Here is a 13,637-nt window from a genome sequence, read left to right as displayed (position 1 = left end):
GCTACAGAACAGGCCAACAACTCGCCCAGCCTATCTTCTCCCTTGATCCCGGATCCCTTGATCCGGTCAAGCAAACGCACCGCAACTTGCAGCATAGGGGCAAATGTCAATACCGTCTGTTTCAGCAGAAGAGATCGCCAAGACATTGGATCGCTTTGACAAAGAGCTCCGGGCCAGTCCGCAGTGGGCAGATTGGGAGAGCAACCAAGCACATCGGTACGCCATCGAGCGCGATGGAAGCCGCTACCCGGTTAAGCAAATCATTTCGATGGCGACTGGCACGCCAGTGTCAAGCCTTGGCGGCGACAACGAAGCAAATAGTTACCTGAAGGAACGGGGCTGCGAGATCATTCCACTTCGCGCGTCGGATCAATCAGGCCTATTTCTTTTACGGGGCGAAGACACGCTTGTCCCAATGCAGCCCGCGTCTTTTGCGAAGGAAGATGATTTTCAGCGGCTGCTATCCAAGTTTCCGCAGCTTCTCGTTGGAGATCAGGTCGCCCCGCAGAACCCGCGCCGATGGATGCTGGTCGCCAGAGAGCTTTCTATTGCCACTGGAGAGCTCGGCGCTTCGCTATGGTCGATCGCTCTCGACCAAGAGGGCATTCCTACCTTAGTGGAGCTAAAGCGACGGAGCGATAGCCGCATCAGGCGTGAAGTCGTTGGTCAGATGTTGGACTATGCAGCCAGCTGCGTCACATACTGGTCGGCCGAGACGCTGCGATCAGCATTGGAGAAGACCTGCAAGGAAGCCGGGCTAACGGACAAGGCGCCATTGAATGAGCTCATCGGACCTGAAGGTGATGTCGAGGAGTTCTGGCAGCGAGTGAAGACCAATCTTCAGGCAAAGCGAATTCGACTGCTGTTTGTTGCCGACATCATTCCCCTCGAGCTTAGGCGCATCGTCGAATTCTTGAACGAGCAGATGGAGCGAGTGGAAGTGCTGGCGATCGAACTCCGACAATTCGAAAGTGACCAGCTCAAAGTGCTGGTGCCTAGAGTTTATGGTCAAACGCAGGAGGCCGCGAGCAAGCGGGGCGGCGTAGGCCCACGCTGGGACGAGGGGCGGCTATTTGACACGCTTGAGGCCACGGTGGGCGCGAATGAGTTACAGATCGCGCGCCAAATCTATGACTGGATGCGAAAGGACGGCGCGCGGACTGTCATATTCGGTACTGGCAAGGAGAACGGATCGGTGTACCCCGCCTTCAAGCCGAATGGAGTCAGCATCAATCCGGTATACCTCTCGTCCGACGGGAAGCTGTACATGCAGTTTGGCTCGCTGGAAAATAAACCGGTCTTCGGGCCGTTGCAGGTGCGTCGCGAGCTGATGCAGAAATTTGACGCGATCGAGAATGTTCACCTCACGGACGCCGACTTAACGAAGTATCCCAGCATTCCACTCAGTGTGATCGCACGCGACCCGCATGGATTGAACAAGCTCATCGCAGCACTCACATGGATGGACCAAAAAATCAATCAATCCACGTGATCAACGCAATGCGCGTCCTATCCGGGTATCATCCTGTTCATGGGTTCAGCATCGGGGAGGGAAGCAGCAATGATTAAGGTTAGATATGGCGGTGTTCTCAACGCGCGGCTGTTGCTCCTTTGAGTGGAAGCCCCTCAATCGGTTGGCCGGTCGTCATAGGTTGCGGACGGCGAGAACGAAGCGCTAATTTTTAGCACGGAGATAGCGCATGTTCTACGTATACAAATACGCGCGCACGCCCCGGCCGGGTAAGTGGGCCTTGGCGTCGAAACACGCGAGGTTGGAAGATGCGGAAGCGGCGGCACGCAAGCTTTGCCCACGAGGCGCTGATGTGTGGACAGAGCCAAGCATCGAATTGCGACGCGCCTTCTTCGGCTCCCTGCAAGGGCGCGATTGGTCCGCAATGATCGCGCGGGAGAGACTGGAGTAGAGCGTGAAGACTTACCGGCCCAGTTGTTCATCCTTGACGTCGTTCGCCGGGTCGAAGTGTCCCGGCTAGCCCCGTCCAAAAGGATGAGACGGTCACTTGCTCACTTTTGGCTTCAGCTGCGGTGGCGACGCGGAGTGCCGCTTGATTGCCTGCGCGAAATCGACATGGTCGCAGTATCCAACGGTGCTCCCGAGCAAACACGAAGGTGCAACCGACCCAAGATGACAGAAGCCGACCTCATCGCGATGGAAGCGACTGTGTTGCTTCATCGGGTCGCCGACTTGGAACTCGCGTTGCGCTTTTACGGGGACCCGAGGCGCTATGATGGTCCCCATCGCCCCATCAACGGCGAGCCCGACAGATACCAGCCAAAAGATGAGCCTCGCCTTTGGGACGTGGCGCGTGATGGCGGCCAGATCGCACGCGATGCGCTGGACGACGACGCAGTGGCGAGCGCGGCGGCCGCCGGTGTGTCGGCATACCACGCTAGAAAGCACGGTCGTTAGGGCAGGCATGCGCTTTGACACTTCGTTGTGGGAGCGTGAACACGGTAAAAAGCCAAGCGGGAGGCGAAAATGGCGCTTCCGGATTGTCTCGCCCCGCAATACATCCGAGGACTATGAATTCACAACCGACGTTGCACTAACCTTCCCCTCCGCGTGTCGGGTTGCAATCGAGAGGGCCCGGCAGCGCCGTTCGGACTGAATTGTGGTGGTACCGTAGGGGGCGCCCACATGATGCCCGACACGTCCTTGTATGCGGCGCCGCCCTGTGGGGCCGCTTCAATCGCTTCGCCTTCGGCAGAAGCGCAGGACCGCATTGAAGAAGCGGCGCGAGCTAACGTTTTTTGAGCGCCCAAAATTCGGCGAAAAAAGAATCGACAAGAAATTCACAAGTTGTAACAGTGGGATAATCGTCGGTCCATACCAGGCTGCCACTGCGATCTCCCGCGCTAGAATCGCAGGTCCGCGAGTGCTATGGGCGCTGTGCTTATTCCCATAAAGCGCACGAGCGCATGGCCGACCGGCGTGCAAAATGGCTCCGGCGGTGGACCGAGACTATTCTGGCTGCGCTGACCACCTGCGGTGCGCCTGGGGTCATCTTCTCGAAAGATGGAACCTATCTTCTCCTTAAGGGAGCAACAAGACGAAGAGCTGGGCGCGGCCTCCATTGGCTGCGGAATATATGCGTGCAGAGAAATCGCGGAATCTACCAAGACTAACAGGTGTTCCGATGAGGCGGCCCCGGCAAACGAATATGATCGCCGTGCTCAGGCCCCCTGCGCTTCACTATCGGCCCATTTAGCGAGAGCATCGACTGTTAGGTAAGTCGCGGCCAATTCTTTCCAGGATTTCCCGGCCTCATACCAGTACTTTTTTCGGTCTGACAAACTCTTAAGCATATTCTGCGCCTTGTGCGCAGCCGCGAACTTCTGGTCGCGCTTAGCCTCTTCCAGAGTTTTGCGCACAAGCTCTTCGGTTCGTTTCCATCCGGCGTCCGTGAATCTACTTTCGGCAAAGTGCTCAAAGGAAACTCGGAAGGTCAGAGCACGCTCTGCGGCGGTGCATGATGCTAAGTCCGGCTCGTTCAACCATCGCTGAAGAGAATGAAGCAGCTCCGGCCGGCCCAGCGTGAGCACGTCACTGTCCCCGAACGTGAGTACGTTATTGTCTGCGAAAATGAAGAATGTCGCCAAGCCGGCAATCTCAATTTGCAGATCCGCACCTTGCGCTTCCAGCCAACTGGCGATTGCTTCGATTGGTGACATCACTTTGGCTCTCCTTCCTTACGGTCTGATTGCGCTTGATGCCCCTAAACAGGTAGTGCTCATCGTGAGCGCGATTCGGCCCGAAGAACGTTGCACTGGTCAACTACAAGAATTTGTAGGCCGCGCTGGTCAATGGCTGGCGATGAGGGCCTACCTCCCCTCGAAAGTTTCGACGTTCTCATGAACGCTAAGTCGGTTTCGAAGAGCGGACATTCGGAGAGAACCGCGTCCGCCGGCGCCCCCCGAACGACGCAATCAACGTGCCGCTTGAAATTGGAGGTTCTTACCGGTCGCTTCGCACTGCGTACCGGCACTATTCCTTGCCGGCCTTCCCGCGCACACTCAGTAAGACTAGCGCGATCTCCGGCTTGGTCCGGATCCAACTTCGGCAGGAATGCCCCCTTGCGCCGCCGATCGCATGGAAACAGGATCCCCCCGCATACGGAGCGCCACTTCATAACTCGAGACCGCGGTCCCCGAGCACCTTGCGCATCAACGCGCCCTTGATCTCGCGGGTGATTTCTTTGAGGAGATCGGGTCCGAGCCCCTCCGCGGCTGCGGCTATGAGCTCCGGCGCGGCATCGGTCAGGTGAAGATCGGCGAGCCGTTGCTGCAGGCGCGTCTCGAACTCCTCGCCCATCGCATCGGCGAGCCGTTCCTGCATCGCTGCATAAGCCTCGGGTGCAATGCGGCTCACCACGGTTTCCAAGGGTTGCCAGCGGGTTACCAGATAGTCGGCGAATCCTGCCGCCTCTTCGTCTCGCACGCGTGTCTCGGCCGCAATGAGGTCGTCCTCGGTGACGTAGGAGACGGTGAAGAAGCGCATGTCCGGAGCGATATGCCGCAGCTTGAGCCGCTCGCGCAGCTTGATCTGATAGGCGAGATAGACCTCGATCTCGTCGACAAAGCGGAGCGAGCTGACTTTCTGCCGGGCGATCTTCTCGAGCTGGTCCAAGCGGAACAGCACGCGGGCTTGCTCGATGAGCTCGTTGAGCCGCTCGTCATAGGCCCCGTCCTCGACATCGGCGTTTAGACGTGCGGACTGCATGCCGTTCCAGGTCAAAGTGATGCGATCCTCGCAGGTCTCGCTCGCCCCGAAGGCCAGTTCGAAGTACTGCTCGCGCAACCGCGGCCTGATTGCCGCCTGCCGCAAATCCTCGGCCACCGCCTGCCGGAACTCGGGGTTGCCATAGTTCACGGTGTGCCGCAGCCTGTCGAGGAAGAAGGCATACTGCTGGGCGCTCGGTTCATCAGTGACGGTCTGCCAGGCGGCCACCACCTGCGGCTCGCCCTCCAGCCAGTCCGCGACGACCTCGGGCAGAGGCCGCGGCGGCGCTTGCTCCGATCCTTCGCCTCGCGAGAAGAAGAGGTATGGGCCGGCATAGCCCGGGACGTCGCAGGCTGCCGCCAGATTGGTCCGTACCCGCTCGGATAGCGGGTTACCCGTCAGATCAGCGACGCACTCAGGGCCGAGCCGCGTCAGCAGCGTCTCGGGCAGGCTGGTCAGCTGGTTGTTGCTCGCGCCGAGAAATTCGAGCCCGGCCGGGAGGCGGGCCGGCAGATTGGTCAGCCGGTTGAAGCTAGCGTTGAGCTCCAGAAGCGTGGCCGGAAGGTTATCGGGCAAAGTAGTCAGCTGATTGTCCTGGACGTCGAGGCGCAAGAGCCCGGCCGGGAAGGCGGCCGGCAGGTTGTTCAGCTGGTTGCGCATGGCGTAGAGCACATGGAGGCCGGTCGGAAGGACGTTGGGCAAGCTGGTCAGCTGATTGTCCTGGACCTCGAGGCGCAAGAGCCCGGCCGGGAAGGCGGCGGGCAAGGCTGTCAGGGATAGGAAGGAAAGGTCCAGCGGCGCATGGGCCGCGGCGGCATCAAGCCAGGCTCTCGTTCGTCTTACGGCCTCTTGCCGATTCTCCTGTTCACCCTGTCCGTCGTCGGCAGCCCAGCCCTCCAGAACCTGGTCCTGCGCCGTTTCGCGAGAAGCCCGAGCCTCGCGGTTCGTCGGATCGCCAGCGGCAGAGATGCGCGCCCTGGTCAAGGATCCAACCCACTGCGTTGCGGCCCGGGTGAGCGTGCATAGGCAGCCTGGCTGTTGGTCTCGTTCGGAAGAGACAGTCGTAACGCCGTCCCCCGGTTGGTCCTGTCCTGGGTTCATCGATGCGTCTCTCCGGTCGCCAAAACAAGGGGAATGCAAGGGAGCGGCGCTTCTCGAGGCCCGTAGCCCACAATTTTACAGCTTCAACCTCGCATTGATCAGGATCAATCGAGCAAGTCTCATTGTGTAATCGTGAGCCGGTGATGCGTGCGACGTCCTTCAATTGCTGGTTATTCGTTCCTGCAATCGGCATGCCGCACGCGAAAGAGTTGCTGCTGTCGATGGCTGTCGAGAACCGCGTAAATCTGGCGACATCGGACGCGGGCAGAGCATCCGGGCGGTCTAAGTCGTCGAACCGATGGTGGCCAACGACGGCTGGGCTGGCCGCTGCTGTCAAGGCCGCCAGCCGCCGAAGGCGGTGGCCGCAGGCCAGCCGTTACAGCGGCGACCGGCCCAACCATCCTCCCTCCGAGGGTTGATGGCCTCGATGCGAGAGGTTCTTGAGCGGACCGCGGTGCGGATGTTGCAAAACGCAGCGACAACACGAGAACGCACAGCGTGCCGCGCGGAATGCTCTGATGACATCTGCAGGTTATTTTTGTGCGCCCGTTGCCGCGTTCAGGTTCTCGTCGATTGTTTAGCTATGCGATTTGGAAGTCTGATGCCTCACGCGTATTGATTTTGAACTATTACCGACACGGCCGCGTTATGTCTCTAAACGCATCCGTGCGGAAGGGCGGCGGCTTTTTGCCCTTGGCACGGCGCTTGCTGGGTGCCATGGCCACTGAATGAATAATCCAGTTCAAACTCGCGCTGACCACACCCATGAATTGCTCCTTCCAAACCGGACGAGGGCAGCATGAAACAGTATGTTCGCGCTTCGGCAGTATTCGAATGATTACGCGCCGCGATTTTCTGGCAGGTACTGGCCTTGCCATCGTCGCCGGTATGGCCCCTATCGACTTCCTTCGGGCTCAACAGTTCTCACCCTACTATCCACCATCTCTGACAGGTCTGCGCGGCAGCCATCCTGGCTCATTCGAGGCGGCACACGCACTTGGACGCGAGGGTAAGGGTTTCCAAGCTGGACAAACGCCTGTGGAGGAAACTTACGATCTGGTCGTTGTCGGCGGCGGCATCAGCGGCTTGTCTGCCGCATGGTTCTATCGACGGAAACACGGTGCGGACAAGTCAATTCTCATCCTTGAGAACCATGATGATTTCGGCGGACACGCCAAGCGCAACGAATTCACACTCAGTGGCCGGTTAATCATCGGCTATGGTGGCACGGAAACCATCGATTCCCCGCGCACCGGCTATGGCGAAGTCGCAGCCGGCCTGCTGAAATCGCTGGGCATCGATCTCGATCGATTCACCGCGGCATTCGACCGTACTTTCTACGCATCCAGGAATCTGAGCCGCGGTGTCTTCTTCAACAAGGAAAACTGGGGCGAGGACAAGCTCGTAACCGGCGATTCGTTCTGGATGGCGGATGACGACCAACTTCCCAATCGGCTCAACGCCCGCCGGCTAAAGGACTTCATCGCTGATTTTCCACTCGCGGAAGCTGACAAGGCGGCCCTTGTTGCCTTCCATGAAGCGCCTATCGATTATCTCAAGGGAATGGCTTTGGATGCCAAGGAGAAGATTCTCGCCAGAACCAGCTACCGGGACTATCTCATCAAGCATGCCGGGCTGAGCGAGAGGGCTGCGCAGTACTTCCAAGGACGTTTTAACGACCTCTTCGCGTCAAGTTCCGACGCAGTGTCGGCGCTGGCTGCAATGAACACCGGCTTTCCGGGCTTCGATGGCCTAGGCATGAATACCGAACGGGCCACCGACAAGGACGCGGATGATCCCTATATCTGCCATTTCCCGGACGGCAATGCCTCCATCGCCCGCCTGCTGGTCCGCAGCCTCATCCCTGGTGCGGCGCCGGGCACGACAATGGATGACATTGTCCTTGCACGGTTCGACTATAGCAGGCTCGATGAAGCCACTTCGCCGGTGCGGCTCCGCCTCAATAGCATCGCGGTGAATGTTAGGAACTTCGATGATCATGCAGATGTCAGCTACGTGAAAGGAGGTACGCTACGCAAGGTTCGCGGACGCAAATGCATCCTCGCCGGATACAACATGATGATCCCATTCCTTTGTCCTGAACTGCCGGAGGAACAGAAGCTAGCGCTCCGAAAGAACGTCAAGATGCCACTGATCTCTACAAACGTGGTGGTGCGGACTTGGAAGGCGTTCCTTGAGCTCGGCATTCACGAGCTCTATGCGCCGACCGGAACATGGGCCCGCGTCAAGATGGATTTTCCAGTCAACCTCGGTGGATACCAACATCCGAAGGATCCGTCAGAGACAATGTGCGTTCACATGTACTGCGCTCCAACCACGCCGAATCTGGGCCTGGATGCACGCGACCAGGCGAGGCTTGGGCGCCAGAGATTGCTGGAGACGCCCTTCGAGAAGTTCGAGCACGATATCCGCGACCAGCTCAGTCGCCAGCTCGCGGGCAGCAGCTTCGATGAAGGACGGGATATCCAGGGCATTACCGTCAATCGCTGGCCCCATGGCTATGCCTACTCTCCGAACAGCCTATTCGACGACCCGAATGAGATGGCGCACACGATGACGGTGGCGCGACGCCCCTTCGGCAATGTTGCGATTGCCAATTCCGATTCCGGCTGGAAACCCCTTACCCAAGCGGCGATCTATCAAGCTTGGCGTGCCGTCGGCGAGATCGACTAGCCGGCAGGAGTGACTGGCCTATGTGCGGGCTAGCTGCGAGCTTTCAATCTCCGGCGGGGAAGCTGAAGTTGTCGAAGCTTTAGCAACCCGCAAGAGGAACCGGATGGACATCCATGAGAATGCCCGGCTCACGCCGCTTGGCCGCGCTGTCCCGCCGGACTAACTCAATTGCGGCGATCCATTTCGGCTTTGTTTGCCGTCACAAGCATATTACGGACATATTCCGTCAAGTCGCCGACCTCTTCCTCCATGGCCTTTTGAGAAATGCCTTGCCCCCTCGCCCCCTCAATGAGGCGACCGACTAGTTCGTTCACGTCCTGCGATGCGCCGGGCGTTCCGTATTGCTCAGCTGCGTGAATGCTATTCTTGACCCAAAAATCAATGTACTCGCGTGCCTTGGTCTGCATTTGCCGTCCCCTGCTGAAGCACGGTTAGCCTGCGAGACTGCGGCCTGGCAAATGGATTCCTTTTTCCTAGCAGGGAAAAAGAGCGGCTATTGGCCGGACTCTTCTGTAAGGCTGGATCAGTTGACAGCTTCTCTGTTGATCAGCCGTCCTCGACGGGCTGTATGCCGGCGGCGACGTGCATCCGGTCTTTCCATGCTGTCCAGTCGCGCTGGCGGCGCCAAGCCTTGAAATCCGCCGCCGTGCGTGCGGGTCGCTGCCAGCTCCTGCCAAGCGGCTTGGAAATCGGCGCGGGCTTCTTCGAATGTCTCGGCGATGCCGCTGCGGTGCTCGCCGGGATCGGTGCCCGTATAGAAACCGCACGACCAACCCCACTGCGGAGCCGAATTCGGCACACCTGAGCGGCGGGCGATCCAGCCGCCACGGACATCACCGAAATAGATTAACCACATCTCGTGATGAGCATCGACCTTGCTGCGGCGGCGGGTGAGAGGGGGCATGCCGCGATCAAAGCGTCGCGATTGGCGGCTTGCAAATTATCAATCGCTCGCGGATGGGCGGCGCAAGACCACTGTCTGTCGTGGATGTGAAACAAGGCTCGCTGGTTCACGCTGGCGGCCGCTCTTGCGGCGGTCTTGCCGGGTTCCGGGGTTCAGTGTCTCGCTGCTTTTCCAGCAACTCGAGCAGGGATGGCTCCACGTCGCTGAGCTTGACAAAGCGGCGGCGAAGCTCGTCAGCGATGTCCGCAGTCACATCGCACGACCATCCCACTGCCGTGCTGAACGCAACAACGCGAACGGGATGTTCATGACCTTGCCCCCCAGTTTTATCCAGTCCTGAGTTCGCTCTGGCCGGTGGATTTACCCGAATGGGCGGTGGTAGCGACGGGAGCTAGTGCGGAGCCATCGGCATAGCGCAGCGCCAGACCCCGTTGCGGGTTGCAGGTGAAGGCGAACTCGGATGGTGTTTTCCATCCGAGTTGCGAGTGGGGTCGCGTATCGTTGTACAACAAGGCTTGAGAACGCCCACGGGACCGTAGACCGTGAGGTTCTGTACCGGTTTCACCCCTTGGGCAGGCCGCGAAGTTTTCGTCCATGCTGTGATCGACAAGCCGGACGGCGTTGTTCTCCGCTGCACGCTGGATGGATCGGAGACGCAGCGCTTTCTGGAGATCCCATCCTGGATGTTCGATCGCGCGGCATGTGCTCGGGGTTGCTGCCTAACGGCAGAGCCCTTTGTCCGCCTGGAAGCGCTCAACGCATTATCGTCGCTTCTCGATTCAGTGGTCAAGAGCGCGGCTTCATCATTGAATGAGTAGCCAAGTCGGAGGCGGTCAGGGCTGTCTAGGCGGCGTTGATCTCCTCATCCGAAAACTTCTCGGTCTCCGCGCTCAGCCGATTTTCTTCGACAACCAGCTCCTCGGTGATGCAGCAATAGTCCTCAAAGGAACTTGATGGCGTAATGTATTTCGCGGTCAGCACTTGCAACTCAGCGCCGAAAGGCTCGGGGGGTGACGACGCTGTCCCTACCGCCCGCGCTCAACATTTTTGCTTACCGTGCGGGAGGCAACCTCATTAATGCGCATGACGAAGGCGCGACGCGACGGCAACCAATGGAGGATTCGCGGCACTTGAAATAGTTTTCAGGCTGGGGCGCTTATCGTTCCAATCAGTGAGAGCCTTAAGAGTCAGGCGAGTCGAAGCCAGTTCATTCCAGGATCTCGCCACCTCATGCCATCTTGCTTGTCGTGTGGGCAATAGCTCAAGCATCCTTTGCGCCTTGCGTGCAGCCGGGAACTTCCCGACGCGCTTAGCTTCGTCCAGGGTTTTGCGCAGCTTTGCTTCGGTTTGTTTCCATCCGCAGCCGGTCGTTCTACCCTCGACGAAGTAATCCATGGAGATACGGAAGGTCGGAGCACGGCTTGCGGCGGCGTGCGATTCCAACTCGGGTTCGTTCAACCATTGCCGCCGCGGCCCATGCGTCGGCGAGCCGTTCCTGCATCGCTGCATAAGCCTCGGGTGCAATGCGGCTCACCACGGTTTCCAAGGGTTGCCAGCGGGTTACCAGATAGTCGGCGAATCCTGCCGCCTCTTCGTCTCGCACGCGCGTCTCGGCCGCAATGAGGTCGTCCTCGGTGCACCCGCACCGTGGCGAACACACTCTCGATCGGATTCGAGGTGCGCAGATGAACCCAATGCTCGGCAGGGAAGTCGAAGAACGCGAGCAGCGCCTCACGATCCTTGATCAAGCACTCGACCGCAGACCCGTATTTGGCACGGTATGTCTCGACGAAGGTGTCGATCGCGGTTTCGGCTTTCGCCCGGCTCGGTGCCAGATAGACGTTCCGCAGATCGTTCTTCATCGCGCCCTGCACGGATTTGGCGACCTTGTCGAGCACGTTGCTGACTTTGTGGCACCAGCACCGCCGGTGTCTGCGCGCTCACCGTCGCATGCGCTGGGGCTGCAGTACCGAGCTCGCGCGGGCTTCGGCTTTTCTTTCTTAGTCCCGAGGCCACAGCGGCTGGAAATGCCCCGGCGTGTGCAAAATGTGCACCAGCCGACCTTCCTGACCCAGGACAGGATGCACGGTCAACCCGCCATTCGCATGTACCTCGATGGCTTGAATGCGCAGGCGAAAACGGGTCGCCAGCGAGACCCCGACTCCAGCGCCGTAAAGGTCGATTTCGCCATGCGGATCGACTGCGCCGTCTTGAACCAGGCTATTCCGCAACAACTGAGCCTGTTGCTGAAGTTGCTGAGTCTGCGGCGTTTCGTCGTCCGGTCGCTCCGTGTTGCTGGCCAATTGAAGAACCGTTTCCAGCAGGCAATTCAGTCCTTGGCCACTGGCTTGTCCCACGTAGGCATTGAATCGCGCCAAAAATGCTTGGAGCGTGTCGCTCAACGGGCCGACAGACAAGGCAGGCAGCGATGCGCCCGCGAGTGCCTGTGAGGGCGCCTGGTGATGTGCCGCGGGCGGCACTCCGATGGCGGCGGCGCTGTGCCGATCGGAGCCAGAAGTACTGGTGTGTTGCCAAGGATCGCTGACGATGTTTTCTTCGAAATGACGCCCCCAAAAGCCCGTGGGCATCTCTGATGGTCCCATGCTTTCGGCACCGCTGGTGCCACCCCAGTCCTGTGCGCCAATCGGTCGTGTGTCGCCGTGAGCAAAGTCCTGGGGAACATACTCTCCGATGTCCGGAAGGCCGTACAGTGCCTGCGAACCGCCTTGCCCGGAGGACGATGCACCGGCTGTGGACGATGCCGCGACCGCAGATGATGGAACAGTTCCGGGGCGCACCTGCACCGGTCCCTGGTGTTCAAACCCGGGTTCCGGAATCAGCATAACGTCACCGCCGAGCAAATTATTTAAGGTCGCGACCTCCCTTCTTCCTCTCCCTGCCCACTGCGCCGAATACGATCGATCAAGGATCCTCAGATGTGTCGGCCGACACGGCCCCGGCAGGAGTCCGCGTGCGTCGAGGGCGCGGATCAGCTCGGGGGGAGCCGGTTGGATGCCGTGCTCCCAGCCCAAACTGACCAAACTTCCAAAATCGGACGCCGACAGGCGAGCGACGAAACTCGATGACGCTTCCGAAGTACCGGCAAATGAAGATCGTCCGGTGGCTTGATCCCACGGCGGCGAAGCATCGCCGATGCCGCCCACAAACGGGGGAGGTACCTGCGACGCGCCGTGCTGCGGAGCGCCTTCGGCCGCAGCATCGTCTAGAACCGACATGATCAGTTCATGATCGCCCTCACGGAAGGCGAAGTCATCTAGCAAGCTGAAGTCATCTGGCCATCCCGCAGCCTCCGACGATGCGCCAGGCGCGGCCGAGTCGCCGTACGCCGAGGATGGCTCCCCACGTCCGGCAGGCGATAATGGCCGAAGCACAGCTGAGGCCGGGGTAACTTGAGCATCGTGACGCGGCTCATAGCTCGTGGACACATCCGGCGCGACAACCATGTACTGAGTGCCCGGCCCGGCGCTCGATTGCGCCTGCTTGCGGCACAATTCTCGAAGGTACCCCAACGCAGCCGGCAGCACGTGGTTCTTATAGTGTTCAGCATCCTGGGTCAGCGTATTGTCGTACACGCGGCTAGCTATCGACCTCTTTTTTTGCGCCTGGAGCCAAATACTGAATCCGCAAAGAGCAGAAGCGTAGCTGCGGGCAGTGGCTGGTTGCACAGGCAAGCGTGCCATCCTAAAGCCGGAAATAAGCCTCTCATCCTCAGCACACATCGCTTTGATGGGGCGGCGGCCAGCGCGGCTGAGTTGCGCATCCCTTTCGAAGAGCTGGTGCTGTGGGGCAGAGTTCCTGCGGGCGATAGACCTCTCATTGAGTCCGGCGGGAAGACGCACGCCGGCACTGACAGCTCGAAGGCGGCCCAACGTTAAATTTAGAAGTCGTCGGTCAGGAACGCGGAGCCTGATCGCATAGGCCCGCAAATCGTCATCCAGCTGGCTCAACCGACCGGCCAGTGGCGGCCTTCTAGTCTCGCGAAGCCATCCGCTAAAGTTTCGCGCGAGGCGCCTCATCCATAGCACGTAATCTCTGTTGAAGCCGCCCTCGGCTTGATTCGCGAAGCGAGCAATTAGTGCCGCATCATCGTCGTAGGGGCCTGGTTCTGGCTGGGCGGAAGAGCTACCGGATGAGCCGTGCTTTTGCTTTTTGCGCGGCGGACTGTCTGTCATCGTCGAT

At 59.6% G+C, this 13,637-nt stretch carries 11 protein-coding genes and 2 pseudogenes; 4 read left to right on the top strand and 9 right to left on the bottom strand.

Annotated elements, in window-relative coordinates:
• Positions 1-103: 103 nt before the first annotated feature.
• The 3 genes from NLM33_RS14090 to NLM33_RS49630 all read left to right on the top strand — a co-directional run bounded on the left by NLM33_RS14090 (position 104) and on the right by NLM33_RS49630 (position 3,144).
• Complete coding sequence (locus tag NLM33_RS14090) at positions 104-1,492, top strand: hypothetical protein (RefSeq protein ID WP_254096640.1); 1,389 nt, start codon at positions 104-106, stop codon at positions 1,490-1,492.
• A 651-nt stretch (positions 1,493-2,143) separates the two neighbouring features.
• Positions 2,144-2,428: a hypothetical protein gene (locus tag NLM33_RS14085; RefSeq protein WP_254096639.1), complete on the top strand. Its 285-nt coding sequence runs from the start codon at positions 2,144-2,146 to the stop codon at positions 2,426-2,428.
• Between the two features lie 425 nt (positions 2,429-2,853).
• Complete coding sequence (locus NLM33_RS49630) at positions 2,854-3,144, top strand: hypothetical protein (RefSeq protein WP_371930117.1); 291 nt, start codon at positions 2,854-2,856, stop codon at positions 3,142-3,144.
• Positions 3,145-3,192: 48 nt separating this feature from the next.
• Here NLM33_RS49630 and NLM33_RS14080 read toward each other — a convergent pair whose 3' ends face one another.
• Both NLM33_RS14080 and NLM33_RS14075 read right to left on the bottom strand, forming a co-directional pair.
• Positions 3,193-3,690 (bottom strand): hypothetical protein, encoded by a 498-nt coding sequence (locus NLM33_RS14080; RefSeq protein WP_254096638.1) that lies wholly within the window; start codon positions 3,688-3,690, stop codon positions 3,193-3,195.
• 454 nt (positions 3,691-4,144) lie between these two features.
• Positions 4,145-5,722 (bottom strand): NEL-type E3 ubiquitin ligase domain-containing protein, encoded by a 1,578-nt coding sequence (locus NLM33_RS14075; protein WP_371929945.1) that lies wholly within the window; start codon positions 5,720-5,722, stop codon positions 4,145-4,147.
• 951 nt (positions 5,723-6,673) lie between these two features.
• On the opposite strand from NLM33_RS14075, the gene NLM33_RS14070 reads away from it, so the two are divergent.
• Positions 6,674-8,533 carry an NAD(P)-binding protein gene (locus tag NLM33_RS14070; protein ID WP_254096636.1) on the top strand — a complete coding sequence of 620 codons (1,860 nt, stop codon included), beginning with the start codon at positions 6,674-6,676 and terminating at the stop codon, positions 8,531-8,533.
• A 164-nt stretch (positions 8,534-8,697) separates the two neighbouring features.
• Here the strand turns inward: NLM33_RS14070 and NLM33_RS14065 are convergent, their stop codons facing one another.
• The 7 genes and pseudogenes from NLM33_RS14065 to NLM33_RS14035 form a co-directional block, all read right to left on the bottom strand.
• Positions 8,698-8,940 carry a hypothetical protein gene (locus tag NLM33_RS14065; protein ID WP_254096635.1) on the bottom strand — a complete coding sequence of 81 codons (243 nt, stop codon included), beginning with the start codon at positions 8,938-8,940 and terminating at the stop codon, positions 8,698-8,700.
• A 116-nt stretch (positions 8,941-9,056) separates the two neighbouring features.
• Positions 9,057-9,437, bottom strand: a complete 381-nt coding sequence (locus NLM33_RS14060) for a hypothetical protein (RefSeq protein WP_254096634.1) — start codon at positions 9,435-9,437, stop codon at positions 9,057-9,059.
• A 326-nt stretch (positions 9,438-9,763) separates the two neighbouring features.
• A pseudogene (locus tag NLM33_RS14055) lies at positions 9,764-9,943 on the bottom strand (IS3 family transposase); the annotation flags it as partial.
• Between the two features lie 337 nt (positions 9,944-10,280).
• On the bottom strand, positions 10,281-10,418 hold the full coding sequence (locus NLM33_RS14050) for a hypothetical protein (protein ID WP_254096633.1): 138 nt from the start codon (positions 10,416-10,418) through the stop codon (positions 10,281-10,283).
• Between the two features lie 93 nt (positions 10,419-10,511).
• Positions 10,512-10,895: a hypothetical protein gene (locus NLM33_RS14045; RefSeq protein WP_254096632.1), complete on the bottom strand. Its 384-nt coding sequence runs from the start codon at positions 10,893-10,895 to the stop codon at positions 10,512-10,514.
• Between the two features lie 173 nt (positions 10,896-11,068).
• A pseudogene (locus NLM33_RS14040) lies at positions 11,069-11,368 on the bottom strand (transposase); the annotation flags it as partial.
• Positions 11,369-11,437: 69 nt separating this feature from the next.
• Positions 11,438-13,630 (bottom strand): hypothetical protein, encoded by a 2,193-nt coding sequence (locus tag NLM33_RS14035; RefSeq protein ID WP_254096631.1) that lies wholly within the window; start codon positions 13,628-13,630, stop codon positions 11,438-11,440.
• Positions 13,631-13,637: the final 7 nt, after the last annotated feature.

The sequence above is a fragment of the Bradyrhizobium sp. CCGUVB1N3 genome, assembly GCF_024199925.1.
In the GTDB taxonomy this organism is placed as follows: Bacteria; Pseudomonadota; Alphaproteobacteria; order Rhizobiales; family Xanthobacteraceae; genus Bradyrhizobium.
This window is presented reverse-complemented; position numbering and strand designations above follow the sequence as displayed.

Excerpts from the sequence above, each read along its gene's own strand:
- NLM33_RS14090 (WP_254096640.1), top strand. The coding sequence starts at position 104 with ATGTCAATACCGTCTGTTTCAGCAGAAGAGATCGCCAAGACATTGGAT.
- NLM33_RS14085 (WP_254096639.1), top strand. The coding sequence starts at position 2,144 with ATGACAGAAGCCGACCTCATCGCGATGGAAGCGACTGTGTTGCTTCAT.
- NLM33_RS14080 (WP_254096638.1), bottom strand. The coding sequence starts at position 3,690 with ATGTCACCAATCGAAGCAATCGCCAGTTGGCTGGAAGCGCAAGGTGCG.
- NLM33_RS14070 (WP_254096636.1), top strand. The coding sequence starts at position 6,674 with ATGATTACGCGCCGCGATTTTCTGGCAGGTACTGGCCTTGCCATCGTC.
- NLM33_RS14065 (WP_254096635.1), bottom strand. The coding sequence starts at position 8,940 with ATGCAGACCAAGGCACGCGAGTACATTGATTTTTGGGTCAAGAATAGC.
- NLM33_RS14060 (WP_254096634.1), bottom strand. The coding sequence starts at position 9,437 with ATGCCCCCTCTCACCCGCCGCCGCAGCAAGGTCGATGCTCATCACGAG.
- NLM33_RS14035 (WP_254096631.1), bottom strand. The coding sequence starts at position 13,630 with ATGACAGACAGTCCGCCGCGCAAAAAGCAAAAGCACGGCTCATCCGGT.